Source organism: Virgibacillus sp. FSP13 (assembly GCF_054048505.1).
In genome coordinates, this window is the sequence record NZ_JBSVKG010000008.1 from 60,811 (window position 1) to 73,962 (window position 13,152).

A 13,152-nucleotide genomic window follows, 5' to 3' on the forward strand; every position below is an offset into this window, starting at 1 on the left:
AACTATAAAGGTAGCTTAACAACATGTCAATAGTGTTAACGAAAAAAATAAAAAACCCTGCATAGAATTCGTATGTAAGCAGGGTTTTTTGTTCATCTGTCATATAGGGTGTTACATTTGCAGTTTTATTCGAAACCTGGTACAAGTATGAAATTTGAATACCAAGTGAATCCAACCATAAATACTGTACAATAAGCTCCGAATAAGTACATATACATGCGTTCAGATAATTTTAAATAACTTACTGTTAGGAAAAAAGCAGTTTGAACTAGAAATAATAGTGCTGTTTTTTGCATATCACCTATATAAAACATTACTGTAAAGATTCCTGTCCAAAAAGCAAGGACGCGAAACATCCGATCCATGTTTTCCCCCTCCTTTAAAAGTATGCTAATCATTGTTATTATAAACTAGGATCTGCATAATGTAAATAAATCATACTAAACAATTGAAAGTTTTGCTACATATGTGCAATTTTCACAGCCTTGAAACATGTTTTCCGTTTCAATTAAGTCGACATCTGTAAAAAGCGCTTCAAATATTCCTTTTAAGAATGAGTTGTGCATCGTACATACCATTGTGTGGTTTTCTGTTGCTACTTCTTTAAATGGGCAATTATTAATACAAAATGAAATGCTATTATTTTCTGCACTGTACGTAAAATCGGGATACATTCCTAGCATTGCTCCCGCATCTTTCAAAATGTCTAGTTTCTGTTCCATTGTCAGATTTGTAGCTAATTGTGTTGTCTGATAATGATCCATAACCTTTGCTCCATATTTTTTGTCTGTTTGATATAAAGCCTTTCTCCCAGGTTCTCCTAACTCGACAAAGGATTCGATTGCAATGGATGAAAGCAATTTATAGTCACGATGTGGGAAGTTCAATTCGACCACTTCATCAGAAAGTTGGTACATGCGACTTGGTCTTCCGCCTTTACCGGTTTTTTTAGAAAATGAATAGATCAATTTTACGTTTTCCAGCTTCGATAAATGCAATCGTGCCACATTAGGATGTATTTTAAACGCTTGTGCAATATCTGTGACGCTCACTTCATGATGATGTTTGATAATGTATTGATAAATATTAAACCTGGTTGGATCACTTAAAACATTGGTTATTTTTAATGTCTTTTCCATCGTAAATCACCCCACTAACATGAATACCTTTATTATAATCGATATAGTTTAGAAAGTGGGGCTAGGTTATATTTGTTGAAAATTATCCACAAATGTATGGTTTTAGTTTGTCTCGTAATGTAAAACTTATTCTCTGATCGATTCGGTGTCTGTTTTATTTTTCTTGGGAAGTAGAAGTGTATTTACATTAGTGTATGATTTTCCTTTCGTGGAAATTTGGAATAACAGTTGATATTCCATTTCATTGATTCTTGTATAGGTAATCTTAACAATGCCAGGAGGGAAGGTATACGTTTTATTTCCAGTTTCCTTAATTGTTTCTATTGAGAACTCGTCTACAAATTTCGCTCTGCCCATCTGTAATAACGTTTCAATTTCTAATTGTTCAATGTGGTTGTTTGCTATATGAATATCGTTTTGGTACATATTTACTTTGGTTGTTAATACGAGTAAAACGATTGCCACGATGAATAAGACATAAGGCAGAATAAATCCGCCTTGTCTATTGATATAGGATGATTTGTTTTTCATATGTCTCACCTTGGATAGATGTGATTTTTGCATGTATACCATATGGAAGCGATGTGAATAATACTTCTTCAACATCACGCAGATAAATTTCGTGACCTTGCCCATTAACTTGACGACGAATTAAAGTCCCATACTGCTCGATTGTTACTGTTTGTTCATCGTTTATTCTCAGCTTTATTGCTTCTGGTGTAACTGCATAATCGGTTGCTTTTATCACATCATCACGTAGGAAATACAAAAATTGTTGTATTGATTCCTCTTGATAATTAGTTGAATAGGTAGCTGATTTTATTAGATAAGAAATAAAAGGCAAGGTCATAAACAGAATTGTAACGGTTAACAGTAAGGTTAAAAAAGTAAACCCATGTTCAGTTCGGGCGATACCCATATAAGCAGACCTTTTCTTCTCGTTTTTTGACATTCTGCCATTCAACACATCCTTTGATTAATTCTTTTTCAACACTAAATTGATAGGTTACGGTGTTTAATTCCTGTGTTTTTGTATAGGATGCAGGTACTTTTTTATTGTCTTTCCTTAAATAGAGCTGCAGTTCATCGTGTAAATGATTCGTAACCTTCCTTCGTTCACTTAAAACAGCCTCTTCCTTATTTAACAAAGATGTTAACGGAATGATCGTTGTTGTGATCATCAACACAATACTAAAAGCTACCAATACTTCAATAAGTGAAAATCCATAATCATTCCGCAATATAATAACGCCCCTTACCTAATGGAAAAATAATTTCATATTCCTGTTTCTTTGTGATGATTTTTAGCCTTCCAGGATTCCGAATTGTTCCAAACTCATTAAAAGAAATCGGCTTCTGTAGTGTTCGTTTATCAATTTGCCATTCTTTTGGGATGTTACGTTCAATTAATTTTTCATTTGTATGTCTGAAAATGGTGTACCGATTGTTTTCAGCATCAATACTTAATCGAATATTATCTTTTGATGCAAAGGACATATTTTGCATATATAACAAGTCTGATTCAAATGTACGGAAAAATTGTTCAGCTTCCTGTTTATCAAGTAATGAGAATTGGATTGGCAAACTAAGCAGAATAAGTAGGGACCAAATGCCAAGGATGAAGATAACTTCGAGTAATGTAAATCCATTCTTTTTCATGTTTTATCCTTACTCAGGAGCAGTTACTTTCCCTGTTGAACTGTTATAATTAAGTTTTTTGTTACTTGGACAAGTTATTTGTTCCTTGGTTATATATTCATCAACCATATTTTGTAAACTGGTAGGATATTTATTTTTTTCCAAATAATGTGCGTCAACTTGAGCTTGAACAACAGATACAAGTGCCTCACATCCCTTGGAATTGACTTCTTGTCCTTTCTTTCCTAGATTTGGGACGATTAGGATGATCAACACGGAGATTATCATTAAGACAATCAACATTTCGATTAGTGTAAACCCTTTTTGATTTTTGAACATGATTAACATTCTCCTTTAAATTGTTTTGATTAATTGAAACATTGGCCACATCAATGTAATGTAGATAAACACAATAAATCCGGCCAATATGAGAAAAAATACAGGTTGGATATAAGTGATTGCTTTTAAAATCTTGCGGTGTAATTCTTCTGTTAGCAATTCGGCATAAATGGATAAATCTTTTTCTAGTGCCGTAACATCTGCGTTTTTTTGGAAAATAATCGGTATTTGTTTATCAAGTAATTTTAATTGGGATAAAAGGCTAGTAATGTGTCTTCCTTGATTCAATTCCTGGATCATAAGGGTGGAATAGTAAGCTAGAATCGGCAACTTCGTCTGTTGTGCCATGGTGTTTAAAATTTCTTTGATGGGAATCCCGGTTTTTAATAGGGATCCAAAGTGGGTTGCAAATAAAAATGTTGTTTGTATTTGCTTGTATTTACGGTAAATAGGCAAACTGCTATAAAGTTTAATTTGCTTTTCAATCCGGATTTTTCGTTTGTTGATTTGCCAAAGCAGGCAAAACACGATCACAAGAATAAGTAATAGATAAGCAAAATTACTTAAAAAGTCAATGATCATGATCGATATGAACAACATGGAGGATGCTTCTGTACTTGTTTGAAACAGATCCAAAAAAGAAGGAAGAACGGATTGTTTGATAAAATACAGTAGAACTGAAAAGATTAGCAGCAATATAGCGGGGTACCTTGCAACTTGTTGAAATTTCCTGTGGTAGTGCAGGCGTTGTTCGTACATATTAAGGCATTTTCGAATGCTTGCTTCGATGTCACCATTTGCTCGAACAAAGTAAAGGTAAGATGTTATGATCGAATTAAATTTTGCCTTCTCAAAAGCTTGATCGAGTGTACTACCACTTTTTAATGCCAACATAATGACGGATGCTGGTTCTTTCATTGTTTTGTTCCATTTTATCACCTCAAGTGATTCAATTAAGGTATATCCATTTTGTAATAACCTTGATAAGCGATTTAAGAACAGAAGCTGTTGCTCTTTTTTAAAGTTTTTCTGTCTAATTTTCGTGAAATATTTTTTCAGATACAAAGCCATATGCATATGCCTTCTTTCTTAAGTGATTAAACGATTGAAATTCGTCCATTGATTGAACATCAACTCCCTTTAATGCGTTTTCCAATAGGTTACCATCTAAAAGTTCCAACACGGCAGCACGTCGTGTAATCGTTTGGTTGATTTCAAGCGGCAACAATTCGAGTGCTGCAACTGAAATTAGCGATTGCTGTAAATCCGGTAAGGTCATGCCTAATTCCAACAGCCTGTGAATGGTTCCAACCGCGTTTTTGGCATGTAAGGTACTTAATACGAGGTGACCAGTCAGTGATGCATCGAATGCAAATTTGGCTGTTTGTTCGTCACGTATTTCGCCAACCATAATAATGTCAGGATCATGTCGGAGTGCAGCCTTTAATCCAGCTTGGTAAGTGATACCAGCTTTTTCGTTAACCTGAACCTGTAAAATATTTGTAATGTCTTTTTCAATTGGATCCTCTAATGTAATGGTTTGATAGGAATTTTCTTTTAAGATGGTTTGAAGCAGGGAATATAATGTGGTTGTTTTTCCACTCCCGGTTGGGCGAGTGATGTAAACACAACTAATTTACCCCTAGTAAAAAACCACGTTTGTTATTTTAACCAAGTCGTATCCACGTTTGGATTTGTCAGGTCTTACAGGTGGTTGGGGTATAATTTGAAATTCGATTTTTCGTATGAAGGTCGAGACAAAAGCGCGTTTTTCATCTTGAGTCAACATTTTAAAATTACTATTAAATGTAAATACGATTTCTTGTAATGCTTGTTTATCAATAATGACAGGGGATTCATGTTGTTTGACTTTTTCTTTCAAATCGTCATAAATTTCACGTGTATCATCCATCAACTTTTTAAATTCATCATCTGAAACAAGATCAGCTGCCCATCCTCTTTGATATTTTTCCCTTTTCCGTTCAACTTGCTTCAACTGATCCGCATAAACAGACTCGTCATTTTGTTCAACGTGTTCAATATTGGTTATATTAACGTCTTTCATATAATCATAAAGCGCTTCAAGTATTTTCCTTTCGCTAATGTTTTTGTTAAACTTTTTTGCTTTTTCGCAGGGCTGACACCGATACATAGCAAATTGATGCTCCGATCCATCCGCACGTTTACGGATATAACGATTAACAGATAATGTCCTACCACAATTCGGGCAACTTATCACCCCTTGAAATATATAATTGTTCTTCACTTCCCGGCGGCGGTGCTGGGTGCGGTCGCTTAATATTAGTTGCAACTTATTAAATTCTTCTTTTGTCATAATACCTTTGTGAGTGTCATCATAAATTTTGTCGTTCCATCTTGTAGCGCCATAAAGTGCCGGATTTCGTAAAATACGTAATACAGTTTGTGCTCTCCAAGTGGGCTTATCGTTATTCGTTTTATTCAAAAAGGCAGCAACAGATTCGGATGACATGCCGGATTTTATTTTATCAATTATATCAAGAGTTATTTTCGTTCGCCTTTCGTTAACAACCAGTGTTTCATCGTCACCGAGATCATAAGGGAAGGGGATACCGCCCACACGTTCTCCACTCGATACTTTTTCCTCTAATGCCATTTTGACACGTTCAGAAAGGTTCTCGGCTTCCCATTGAGCCAAAGCGGCTACAATGGTAATAAACATCCTACCCATAGCAGTCGAAGTGTCATAAGGTTCTGTGGCAGATTTAAAAGCACAGTTGTAATTATCCATTTCCTCTAGCATTTTATGTAAATCTATCACTTTTCTTGTGAAACGATCCAAACGATAGACAAGGATCATGTTAATTTTACCTTGATGCATATCCTTAAATAGTTTTTGCAATTCCGGTCGCTTAGTATCTTTCGCAGACACTCCTTCATCCACGTAGAATTTATAATTGTCCCACCCTTGAGCAGTGCAATAAGCTGTTAATCGTTCTTTTTGTGCGGCTATAGAGTAACCTTCTTTCGCCTGTTCAAACGTACTCACACGTATATAAATTGCGATGGTCATTATCCACTCACCCCTCTGTCTTTTAGTATTGTTTAAAGGCCCCAATTACTTTTCCGATGATAGTTGCTTCTTCTTTTTCTAAGTTAATAGTTTCTGGGAAAAATGTTTCGTCATTACTCATAGGGATCAAGGTTAAAATATTATCCTTGCAATAAACCTTCTTAACTGTTGCTTCATCGCCATTAACCATAACCGCCGCAATCTCGCCGTTTTCGACTTGTATATCTCTATCGATTAAGACGAAGCTACCGTTTTCAAATTCACGGTTCATGCTTTCACCTTTTATTTTTAAATAGAAAACGCTTCTATCAATTAATTTCATCATAGGCGGGCCGGGAGCATAACCTAAAATGTTTTGTTCTGCAAATATTGGAGTGCCTGCCGCAATTGTTCCAACGATAGGGATCAAGTCATTTGGGATATGTACATCTTCATCGCTTATGTTTAGTCCAAGAATTTCATCTAGATCAACCCCGAAATAGGTAGCTAAAGCGCTAGCAGATGCGTTGGTTGCTTCTTTCCCATTTTCCCATTTCGAGATCATTCCTTTGCTAATTTTAGTTCCTAATTTCTTATTAATATCATCCGCAAGTTCTTGAAGCGTTAGTTTTTTTGAGACTCTTAATCGCTTTAGATTTTTACTAAATTCACTCATATTCCTAGTTCCTCTCTATCGAATCTATTATTTTTTCTTAAACACATTATATAGGAAATGTTTCTATAAAGCAACAAAAGTTGTTAAATTTAATATAAAAGTTATTGACAAAGAAACTATGCTGTTTTAATATGAAGTTACAATAAAGTTTCGATATAGAAACAAGAGAGAAGGTGAGGGTGTTGGCAGGATACAGCAAATTTAAAGGATGGCTAGTTGAAAAAGGAATTAGGCAAAAAGAAATCGCTGATTTTCTTGGTATGGATCGAACAAGATTTAACTTGATTTTAAATGGTCAACAAGGAAAGGATTTTAAAGTTAACGAAGTGAATAAAATTTGCAAGCACCTAAATATTAGTGCAGACAAATATTTTTTTAACCAAAAAGTTTCTAGATAGAAACAAGGAAGGTGAAAGGAGTGGAAAAAGTAATAACCCCGAAAATAAGCGAACAAACCATGAAAGAAATGGCAGCGTTCTTCATGAAAACATCTGTCCCACGGATTTTGGATGCGAAAAAGAAGGAGGAAAAAGAATGAATTTGGATTTAGCAGTTAAAGAAATGTTTGAAGGTAATGAAGTTGATATTTACTGGAACGAACAAAATGAACCGGTGATGACGATTCAGCAATTAGCGAAGTCTCTTGAGTATTCGGATAGGAGCGGGGTGGACAAAATCATTCAGCGTAATCCTTACCTTGATTCGAGCGAGTTTTCAGTAGCGGACAAATTGTCCTCAACTGATGGGAAAAAATACGACACTAGGATTTTTAATGAAGATGGTATTTATGAAGTGACGATGTTATCTAAAAAGCCGAAAGCGAAAGAATTCAGGGCATTTGTTAGGAAATTACTTAAATCATTAAGAAAAGGCGAAACGCAAGTTGTTCAACCACAATCAGATTACGACAAATTGCAAATAGAAAAAATGAAAGCCGAATCAAGACTAATGAATGCAAGGACACGTCAAGCAAAATTAATTCTTGATATGCAGAAGAATAACACGCTATCACCAGTAGCGGTTGAGTTATTGCAAATAAACGCATTAGAAACACTCACGAATAACAACTCTAATTATAGACCGGAGGTTGAAAAAACCTACACAGCATCAGAAATCGCTAAAGAATTAGGGATTACGCCAAACAAGGTAGGACGAATTGCAAACGCTAATGGGCTAAAAACAGAGGAACATGGGATTAAAGTTTTAGACAAATCACGTCACAGCAATAAACAAGTACCTTCATTCCGGTATAACGAAACAGGAAAACAAAAAATAAAGGAGTTGATCTAAATGAACGTTAAAATTATTCACATTTACAAATACCACATCATTACGTCAGATGAATTTCAAAAGGAAGATCTGGAACAGGTGAAGCAATTCGCTGTTTTTAATAATCGAATCGAAAACGAAATGTTAGGTGTTAAATGGCTGAATCCGATAGGCGATGAAGAAGGCATTTTGATAAAGGATATTGTCCACATTAAATATTTAGGTAAAGAGGAAGTTCGGATGAACACCGAGATAGATGCGGAAGTTGAAGCATCATGAATACAGCACCCGATCACATCAAAGAAAAGATCCTGTTATTTTTTGCGAAAACGTCTGTCCCGCGGATTTTAGCGGCAGAAAAGAAAGAAGGCGAACTAACATGACCAGCGAAGAAAGACAAGCGCTCTATGAACAAGTACAAAACCTTAGTCAACGTGAAAGAGATTTAATTTTATGGCACTTATTCTATCGCATCGAGCGTTGTATCGATATTGGCAGAACGGACATAGGGATTGATACAGTAATTTCTATTCTTAAGTGGGAGGTGAAGTAATGTTAGAAGATCACTATCTACAAGAGGATAGCGACATGCGTGAAACAGAATTACACAACCTGCACCAAACATTCATAAATGCTATCACAAGTGCGAACGATGCAGATTTTATCCACGTTAAGCAATATCTTGATCAGATTGAAAGATCATTCGGGGTTTTAGCGGCACTGAATCGCAAGAAGTTAAAGCATGACGAACATAACAGTCTTGCTTATGCCAATGAATACGTTAGGAGGAATTACTTTTGATCAACAAAATAGTCGAATCGGATTGGGCATATACGATCGGGTTTGCTGGTATGGCTGCTTGGTGGGTTTGGTTGTTGAGTAACTATTAATTTAGGAGGGATAGGAAAATGATTATATCGGACTCATTGGCTTTGATTAAGAAGTACGGGAAGTGTCCCAAGTGTGGTAACGACAAGATTGGAAACGGAGAAGGAACAATGGTCATTGAAGATAACGTTTTTGAACGAACCTGTAAATGTGGATGGTCAGTGATTGAAGACAAGCGAATTAAGTGTGTTGCCTATATGACTACCAAAAATAAAGGCAAGACAACAGGTATTTATGAAGTAAAAATAAATGGCCGTCATAAATACTTGCCTTTAAATGAACTAAAAGAAAAATCAGGCGCCACTCGAGTGAATCAAACTAAAAAAATCGAAGGTTGGTTAAATACATTAGAAGGTAGAGAATGGGCCTTAACTGTCAGAGAACCAAGCGCTTTTTAAATTGTTTTCCAACTAACCACACACTTTAAAGGCAGGTGAACACCATTGTACACAGCAAAAGATTTTCTCATGAATCTAGCAATACCGCTATTACTAGCAATCTTGTTCGCTATGTGGCTATAAAAAGAGCCTACCGGGAAGTAGGCGAAGTTTTCTTAAATAATCTCGTATACATAGTATACCAGATTTGAGGTGACTTATGCAGGAATTAATTAAAAATATTGCTTGGAAATGTTTTATCAACGGTGTTGTATTAGACATCGGGCATGAAGTTATCGCTATTTGGGGTCGTGATGAAAACGACAAAATTCACACCGTTGATATTTGCATTACAAGCGGAACGAAAAATCAAACAATCACTCATTTAGAACATATGCAAGATAAATTGAATGAGTATTTAAAGGAGGGCGAAGAATGACTGTAAGAGAGTTAATCGGAAGCTTACTAGATTACGATATGGAAACGGAAATAGAGGTAGAACTCAACTTAAACAATAACACCGAATGGGGAAGTTTTGAAATTGAAGAAGAAAGTCTTGCCAGACGAGTCTATTTGTCAATTGACTTGTCTAATCAGGTGCTTATTGAACCTGACAGATTAGAAGAACTAGAGGAAGCGGAAGAAAATTTAAAAGAATTGGAGGGCGATGGAGAATGACAACACTATACGATCTAACAACAGATTTCCAGCAAGTACAATCCATGATTGAAGAAGGTAACGATGGTCTAGTAGATACATTAGAATCTATTAATCTTGCGATAGAGGATAAATTAGAAAACATCGGGAAAGTTATCCGCAATTTGGAAGGCGAAGCTGCTGCATTTAAGGATGAAGAAAAACGGCTTGCAGATAAGCGGAAAACGATTGAAAACAATATCAAGAATTTAAAACTGTACGCTGAACAGGCATTAAAGGCTACTGGTGAACGGAAATTAAAAACAGGGTTATTTACTTATTCAATTCAGAAAAACCCACCATCAGTCAATATAACCAATCAAGAATTAATACCGGAACGATTCTATGTGGAAGTTGATCCGAAACTTGATAAGGCTACTATTAAAGATTTATTGAAAAGTGGCGAAACTGTTCCTGGTGTTGAGTTAGTTCAAGGGGAGGGGTTGAGGTTTAAGTGACAAGTTTAACTGAAAAATTAATCCACGTCCAAAAAGAATTGAAATCGCCAAAAGGTCAATATAATTCTTTCGGTAAATACAAATACAGGTCAGCAGAGGACATTCTCGAATCGGTTAAACCGTTAAACGCTGAACAAGGGTTATTACTCACATTAACAGATGAACCAGTGTTTATTGGCAACTGGCATTATATAAAAGCGGTAGCAGAAATTACAGACGGAGAACAAACACACACAGTCACCGCTTATGCAAGGGAATCAGAAAATAAAAAAGGCATGGATCATTCGCAAGTCACCGGAACAGCATCATCTTATGCAAGAAAATATGCTCTTAACGGGTTGTATCTAATTGATGACACGAAAGATGCTGACACGAATGAATACCAAGAACAGAATAACACTCAATCTAACAAAGCGAGTGATAAGCAATTAAATCTAGTGAACAGTCTAATCAAATCAACTGCCAAAAAATACGATATGGCTGATCAACAATTGTACGAAGGTGTCAAAAAACGCTTAGGCATTGAAGTTGATATGGAAAATTGGACAAGTCAACAAGCATCAGCGTTTATCAAAGAAGTTAAAAAAGGTGATCAATCATGATGGTTCCAAAAATAAACCCTAACCACAAGAGGGGCAAACCTAAACGTGGAAGTATCACCAAAATAACAAAGAAAGCACGTGACGAGGTTTTACGAAGATCAGAAGGTAAATGTGAACGATGCGGCAGAAGTCGTGCCTATGCCTTTGAAATCAGCCATTTACAACAGGCTAGTCAAGGCGGAAGTGGTAGCGATCCTAGCAACCTATGTCTTTTATGCGGCCCAAGTGTTAATTCTGGTACGTGCCACCATTTCGCCGATTATACCAAAGAGGGTAAAGAATGGCGCAAGAACAAACGTGAAGAATTGAAGCGATATTATGAACGATAACATTAAAAAACGCATGGAACAGCTTGCTAGCATAAATAACAAAATAAAGCAGCTTGACCAAAACGAATTATCGCACCTGTATGAATTAGTCAGTCTGCATAATGAAGCATTGTTTATTGTGGGTGATCTTGTCAGTGAAGCGTTATATGTCAAAGATGATGCCTATTTACAGCGCAAACACATCCATGCAGAAACAGTCAACAACGGTACTGGAACAGTAGCATCACGTGAAGCAAAAGCGGAGTTATCCGTATATGAATTACGAAAGGCTGAACGCGATGCAAATTCAATGCACAGCAAATATAAGCACAGATACGATGCGATTAATCATAGGCTTATAGATTTACGGCAGAAACGGAACAAGCTAGAAGATGAACTGAAAACGATAAATGATAGGCAGGGTTAATCATGCTTGAACGCACTAGAGTTATACTGCCGCGTTGGATATGGGATATAGCAGAGGATAAGGAACATTTCAAGCAACTTGTATCTAGCTACATGACACGCTATCCAGGTTATAAAGTAATTGAGATCGGGAAGTATTACGCGATTTGTGAACGAGGTTGAGCCTAGGTGTTACAGCACCTTATAGGCTCTTTCCTCTAAAACCTATTAATACAGTATATCAGTTTTTGGACGAGATATGCTAACTATTTTCAAAGAAGGTGAACATATGCAAAAAAGCTATTACGCTATCATACCTGCAAACGTCCGGTATGACAACGATATACCAGCAAACGCTAAATTGCTTTACGGTGAAATAACAGCTTTATGCAACCAGGAAGGTTACTGTTGGGCAGGTAATAGCTACTTTGCTGATTTATACAACAGGGATAAAAGCACAATAGCGAGATGGATTAAACAATTAGAAGAAAAAAGATACATTACACGTGAAGTTATTTATAAAGAAGGTAGTCGCGAAATTAAGAGTAGGTATATGCGAATTTGCAATGACCCTATAGGCAAAAATGCAACTACCCCTATAGGCAAAAATGCAATAGATAATAATACATCTCTTAATACTACATCTAATAATACATTAGATATACCTTATGTCGAGATAATAAATTATCTCAACGATGCGACTGGTAAAAAATACCGATCATCCACCAACAAAACCAAAACACTTATCAAGGCTAGATGGAACGAAGGATTTGGAACAGATGATTTTAAAAAGGTGATCGACACCAAGACAGCAGAATGGATGCATGATAACAAGATGCAGAAATTCTTACGGCCAGATACATTGTTCGGTACTAAGTTTGAGGGTTACTTAAATCAATGCGGAAAACAGTATGATGATCCGTATGACAATTTGTTCTAAGTAGACAGAAAATGCGAAATATGGAGAGTGGTGAAAACATGGATATACCTTACGAAATTGCTATTGAAGGTAAATCGGCAGTTGAAAGTTATGTAGAAAATAGAGTGAAGGAAGATAGATTAAGACAAAAGCAGCGGGGGTGGGAAAACGAGTCCTATGAAGTTCTAAAACGCATACGGGAGTCCACGAAGAAATACCCATTCACCGATGTTGCTATGGATGACTCAAACACAAAATTCAATTTGTTTTGTCGACCAGAAGAAATATGGAGAATTGTACAAATGATAAAAAATGACTTAGCAATTTTAGAACAACTCACCGTTGACATGATTGACAATCGAAACAAATTTGATTCATAGCCCGATCAAAATCCGAAACAAGGAGGG

26 protein-coding genes are annotated in these 13,152 nt (G+C 36.1%); 15 read left to right on the forward strand and 11 right to left on the reverse strand.

The genetic code is table 11. The features are described 5' to 3' along the window. Nucleotides 1-125: 125 nt before the first annotated feature. The 11 genes from ACW2QC_RS09070 to ACW2QC_RS09120 form a co-directional block, all read right to left on the reverse strand. Nucleotides 126-365, reverse strand: a complete 240-nt coding sequence (locus tag ACW2QC_RS09070; RefSeq protein WP_188724582.1) for a DUF2626 domain-containing protein — start codon at nucleotides 363-365, stop codon at nucleotides 126-128. A 75-nt stretch (nucleotides 366-440) separates the two neighbouring features. Beyond that, on the reverse strand, nucleotides 441-1,139 hold the full coding sequence (locus ACW2QC_RS09075; protein WP_457543645.1) for a helix-turn-helix transcriptional regulator: 699 nt from the start codon (nucleotides 1,137-1,139) through the stop codon (nucleotides 441-443). 126 nt (nucleotides 1,140-1,265) lie between these two features. Then, nucleotides 1,266-1,670, reverse strand: a complete 405-nt coding sequence (locus ACW2QC_RS09080; protein ID WP_457543646.1) for a hypothetical protein — start codon at nucleotides 1,668-1,670, stop codon at nucleotides 1,266-1,268. After that, nucleotides 1,642-2,091, reverse strand: a complete 450-nt coding sequence (locus tag ACW2QC_RS09085) for a competence type IV pilus minor pilin ComGF (RefSeq protein ID WP_457543647.1) — start codon at nucleotides 2,089-2,091, stop codon at nucleotides 1,642-1,644. The genes ACW2QC_RS09080 and ACW2QC_RS09085 overlap by 29 nt, the downstream gene beginning before the upstream one ends. Continuing rightward, complete coding sequence (locus tag ACW2QC_RS09090) at nucleotides 2,039-2,380, reverse strand: prepilin-type N-terminal cleavage/methylation domain-containing protein (protein WP_457543648.1); 342 nt, start codon at nucleotides 2,378-2,380, stop codon at nucleotides 2,039-2,041. The genes ACW2QC_RS09085 and ACW2QC_RS09090 overlap by 53 nt, the downstream gene beginning before the upstream one ends. Further along, a complete protein-coding gene (comGD, locus tag ACW2QC_RS09095; RefSeq protein ID WP_457543649.1) occupies nucleotides 2,370-2,798 on the reverse strand; it encodes a competence type IV pilus minor pilin ComGD in 429 nt (142 codons plus the stop codon). The genes ACW2QC_RS09090 and comGD overlap by 11 nt, the downstream gene beginning before the upstream one ends. Nucleotides 2,799-2,807: 9 nt before the next feature. Further along, a complete protein-coding gene (comGC, locus tag ACW2QC_RS09100) occupies nucleotides 2,808-3,116 on the reverse strand; it encodes a competence type IV pilus major pilin ComGC (protein ID WP_457543650.1) in 309 nt (102 codons plus the stop codon). A gap of 15 nt (nucleotides 3,117-3,131) precedes the next feature. Then, a complete protein-coding gene (comGB, locus tag ACW2QC_RS09105) occupies nucleotides 3,132-4,187 on the reverse strand; it encodes a competence type IV pilus assembly protein ComGB (RefSeq protein ID WP_457543651.1) in 1,056 nt (351 codons plus the stop codon). Continuing rightward, the gene (locus ACW2QC_RS09110; protein ID WP_457543772.1) at nucleotides 4,150-4,752 is read right to left on the reverse strand and encodes an ATPase, T2SS/T4P/T4SS family; all 603 of its coding nucleotides are present in this window, start codon (nucleotides 4,750-4,752) and stop codon (nucleotides 4,150-4,152) included. Before ACW2QC_RS09110 ends, comGB begins: the two co-directional genes overlap by 38 nt. A gap of 6 nt (nucleotides 4,753-4,758) precedes the next feature. Next, entirely contained in the window at nucleotides 4,759-6,168 is a 1,410-nt protein-coding gene (locus ACW2QC_RS09115) for a recombinase family protein (protein WP_457543652.1), read from the reverse strand. 22 nt (nucleotides 6,169-6,190) lie between these two features. Continuing rightward, the gene (locus ACW2QC_RS09120) at nucleotides 6,191-6,823 is read right to left on the reverse strand and encodes a helix-turn-helix domain-containing protein (protein ID WP_457543653.1); all 633 of its coding nucleotides are present in this window, start codon (nucleotides 6,821-6,823) and stop codon (nucleotides 6,191-6,193) included. 182 nt (nucleotides 6,824-7,005) lie between these two features. Between ACW2QC_RS09120 and ACW2QC_RS09125 the strand changes: the two genes are divergently transcribed. The 15 genes from ACW2QC_RS09125 to ACW2QC_RS09195 all read left to right on the forward strand — a co-directional run bounded on the left by ACW2QC_RS09125 (nucleotide 7,006) and on the right by ACW2QC_RS09195 (nucleotide 13,125). Continuing rightward, nucleotides 7,006-7,221, forward strand: a complete 216-nt coding sequence (locus ACW2QC_RS09125) for a helix-turn-helix domain-containing protein (protein WP_457543654.1) — start codon at nucleotides 7,006-7,008, stop codon at nucleotides 7,219-7,221. A 136-nt stretch (nucleotides 7,222-7,357) separates the two neighbouring features. Next, nucleotides 7,358-8,113: a BRO-N domain-containing protein gene (locus ACW2QC_RS09130; RefSeq protein WP_457543655.1), complete on the forward strand. Its 756-nt coding sequence runs from the start codon at nucleotides 7,358-7,360 to the stop codon at nucleotides 8,111-8,113. Then, complete coding sequence (locus tag ACW2QC_RS09135) at nucleotides 8,114-8,371, forward strand: hypothetical protein (RefSeq protein ID WP_457543656.1); 258 nt, start codon at nucleotides 8,114-8,116, stop codon at nucleotides 8,369-8,371. A gap of 100 nt (nucleotides 8,372-8,471) precedes the next feature. Beyond that, on the forward strand, nucleotides 8,472-8,645 hold the full coding sequence (locus ACW2QC_RS09140; protein ID WP_457543657.1) for a hypothetical protein: 174 nt from the start codon (nucleotides 8,472-8,474) through the stop codon (nucleotides 8,643-8,645). Next, nucleotides 8,645-8,893, forward strand: coding sequence for a hypothetical protein (locus ACW2QC_RS09145; RefSeq protein WP_457543658.1), 249 nt, complete (start codon nucleotides 8,645-8,647; stop codon nucleotides 8,891-8,893). The genes ACW2QC_RS09140 and ACW2QC_RS09145 overlap by 1 nt, the downstream gene beginning before the upstream one ends. A 107-nt stretch (nucleotides 8,894-9,000) precedes the next feature. Next, on the forward strand, nucleotides 9,001-9,378 hold the full coding sequence (locus ACW2QC_RS09150) for a DUF3797 domain-containing protein (RefSeq protein WP_457543659.1): 378 nt from the start codon (nucleotides 9,001-9,003) through the stop codon (nucleotides 9,376-9,378). Nucleotides 9,379-9,577: 199 nt separating this feature from the next. Beyond that, nucleotides 9,578-9,796: a hypothetical protein gene (locus ACW2QC_RS09155; RefSeq protein ID WP_457543660.1), complete on the forward strand. Its 219-nt coding sequence runs from the start codon at nucleotides 9,578-9,580 to the stop codon at nucleotides 9,794-9,796. Then, nucleotides 9,793-10,035, forward strand: coding sequence for a hypothetical protein (locus ACW2QC_RS09160; protein WP_457543661.1), 243 nt, complete (start codon nucleotides 9,793-9,795; stop codon nucleotides 10,033-10,035). The genes ACW2QC_RS09155 and ACW2QC_RS09160 overlap by 4 nt, the downstream gene beginning before the upstream one ends. Then, complete coding sequence (locus ACW2QC_RS09165; RefSeq protein ID WP_457543662.1) at nucleotides 10,032-10,511, forward strand: siphovirus Gp157 family protein; 480 nt, start codon at nucleotides 10,032-10,034, stop codon at nucleotides 10,509-10,511. The genes ACW2QC_RS09160 and ACW2QC_RS09165 overlap by 4 nt, the downstream gene beginning before the upstream one ends. Beyond that, complete coding sequence (locus ACW2QC_RS09170; RefSeq protein ID WP_457543663.1) at nucleotides 10,508-11,113, forward strand: ERF family protein; 606 nt, start codon at nucleotides 10,508-10,510, stop codon at nucleotides 11,111-11,113. The genes ACW2QC_RS09165 and ACW2QC_RS09170 overlap by 4 nt, the downstream gene beginning before the upstream one ends. Beyond that, the gene (locus ACW2QC_RS09175; protein ID WP_457543664.1) at nucleotides 11,110-11,442 is read left to right on the forward strand and encodes an HNH endonuclease; all 333 of its coding nucleotides are present in this window, start codon (nucleotides 11,110-11,112) and stop codon (nucleotides 11,440-11,442) included. The genes ACW2QC_RS09170 and ACW2QC_RS09175 overlap by 4 nt, the downstream gene beginning before the upstream one ends. Further along, the gene (locus ACW2QC_RS09180) at nucleotides 11,432-11,848 is read left to right on the forward strand and encodes a hypothetical protein (RefSeq protein WP_457543665.1); all 417 of its coding nucleotides are present in this window, start codon (nucleotides 11,432-11,434) and stop codon (nucleotides 11,846-11,848) included. Before ACW2QC_RS09175 ends, ACW2QC_RS09180 begins: the two co-directional genes overlap by 11 nt. A 2-nt stretch (nucleotides 11,849-11,850) precedes the next feature. After that, nucleotides 11,851-12,009 (forward strand): hypothetical protein, encoded by a 159-nt coding sequence (locus tag ACW2QC_RS09185; protein WP_457543666.1) that lies wholly within the window; start codon nucleotides 11,851-11,853, stop codon nucleotides 12,007-12,009. 106 nt (nucleotides 12,010-12,115) lie between these two features. Next, nucleotides 12,116-12,766: a conserved phage C-terminal domain-containing protein gene (locus ACW2QC_RS09190; protein ID WP_457543667.1), complete on the forward strand. Its 651-nt coding sequence runs from the start codon at nucleotides 12,116-12,118 to the stop codon at nucleotides 12,764-12,766. 11 nt (nucleotides 12,767-12,777) lie between these two features. Continuing rightward, nucleotides 12,778-13,125: a hypothetical protein gene (locus ACW2QC_RS09195; RefSeq protein WP_457543668.1), complete on the forward strand. Its 348-nt coding sequence runs from the start codon at nucleotides 12,778-12,780 to the stop codon at nucleotides 13,123-13,125. The last annotated feature ends 27 nt before the right edge of the window (nucleotides 13,126-13,152 follow it).

Excerpts from the sequence above, each read along its gene's own strand:
- ACW2QC_RS09070 (WP_188724582.1), bottom strand. The coding sequence starts at position 365 with ATGGATCGGATGTTTCGCGTCCTTGCTTTTTGGACAGGAATCTTTACA.
- ACW2QC_RS09075 (WP_457543645.1), bottom strand. The coding sequence starts at position 1,139 with ATGGAAAAGACATTAAAAATAACCAATGTTTTAAGTGATCCAACCAGG.
- ACW2QC_RS09080 (WP_457543646.1), bottom strand. The coding sequence starts at position 1,670 with ATGAAAAACAAATCATCCTATATCAATAGACAAGGCGGATTTATTCTG.
- ACW2QC_RS09085 (WP_457543647.1), bottom strand. The coding sequence starts at position 2,091 with ATGTCAAAAAACGAGAAGAAAAGGTCTGCTTATATGGGTATCGCCCGA.
- comGD (WP_457543649.1), bottom strand. The coding sequence starts at position 2,798 with ATGAAAAAGAATGGATTTACATTACTCGAAGTTATCTTCATCCTTGGC.
- comGC (WP_457543650.1), bottom strand. The coding sequence starts at position 3,116 with ATGTTCAAAAATCAAAAAGGGTTTACACTAATCGAAATGTTGATTGTC.
- comGB (WP_457543651.1), bottom strand. The coding sequence starts at position 4,187 with ATGGCTTTGTATCTGAAAAAATATTTCACGAAAATTAGACAGAAAAAC.
- ACW2QC_RS09115 (WP_457543652.1), bottom strand. The coding sequence starts at position 6,168 with ATGACCATCGCAATTTATATACGTGTGAGTACGTTTGAACAGGCGAAA.
- ACW2QC_RS09120 (WP_457543653.1), bottom strand. The coding sequence starts at position 6,823 with ATGAGTGAATTTAGTAAAAATCTAAAGCGATTAAGAGTCTCAAAAAAA.
- ACW2QC_RS09130 (WP_457543655.1), top strand. The coding sequence starts at position 7,358 with ATGAATTTGGATTTAGCAGTTAAAGAAATGTTTGAAGGTAATGAAGTT.
- ACW2QC_RS09135 (WP_457543656.1), top strand. The coding sequence starts at position 8,114 with ATGAACGTTAAAATTATTCACATTTACAAATACCACATCATTACGTCA.
- ACW2QC_RS09140 (WP_457543657.1), top strand. The coding sequence starts at position 8,472 with ATGACCAGCGAAGAAAGACAAGCGCTCTATGAACAAGTACAAAACCTT.
- ACW2QC_RS09145 (WP_457543658.1), top strand. The coding sequence starts at position 8,645 with ATGTTAGAAGATCACTATCTACAAGAGGATAGCGACATGCGTGAAACA.
- ACW2QC_RS09150 (WP_457543659.1), top strand. The coding sequence starts at position 9,001 with ATGATTATATCGGACTCATTGGCTTTGATTAAGAAGTACGGGAAGTGT.
- ACW2QC_RS09155 (WP_457543660.1), top strand. The coding sequence starts at position 9,578 with ATGCAGGAATTAATTAAAAATATTGCTTGGAAATGTTTTATCAACGGT.
- ACW2QC_RS09160 (WP_457543661.1), top strand. The coding sequence starts at position 9,793 with ATGACTGTAAGAGAGTTAATCGGAAGCTTACTAGATTACGATATGGAA.
- ACW2QC_RS09165 (WP_457543662.1), top strand. The coding sequence starts at position 10,032 with ATGACAACACTATACGATCTAACAACAGATTTCCAGCAAGTACAATCC.
- ACW2QC_RS09175 (WP_457543664.1), top strand. The coding sequence starts at position 11,110 with ATGATGGTTCCAAAAATAAACCCTAACCACAAGAGGGGCAAACCTAAA.
- ACW2QC_RS09180 (WP_457543665.1), top strand. The coding sequence starts at position 11,432 with ATGAACGATAACATTAAAAAACGCATGGAACAGCTTGCTAGCATAAAT.
- ACW2QC_RS09185 (WP_457543666.1), top strand. The coding sequence starts at position 11,851 with ATGCTTGAACGCACTAGAGTTATACTGCCGCGTTGGATATGGGATATA.
- ACW2QC_RS09190 (WP_457543667.1), top strand. The coding sequence starts at position 12,116 with ATGCAAAAAAGCTATTACGCTATCATACCTGCAAACGTCCGGTATGAC.
- ACW2QC_RS09195 (WP_457543668.1), top strand. The coding sequence starts at position 12,778 with ATGCGAAATATGGAGAGTGGTGAAAACATGGATATACCTTACGAAATT.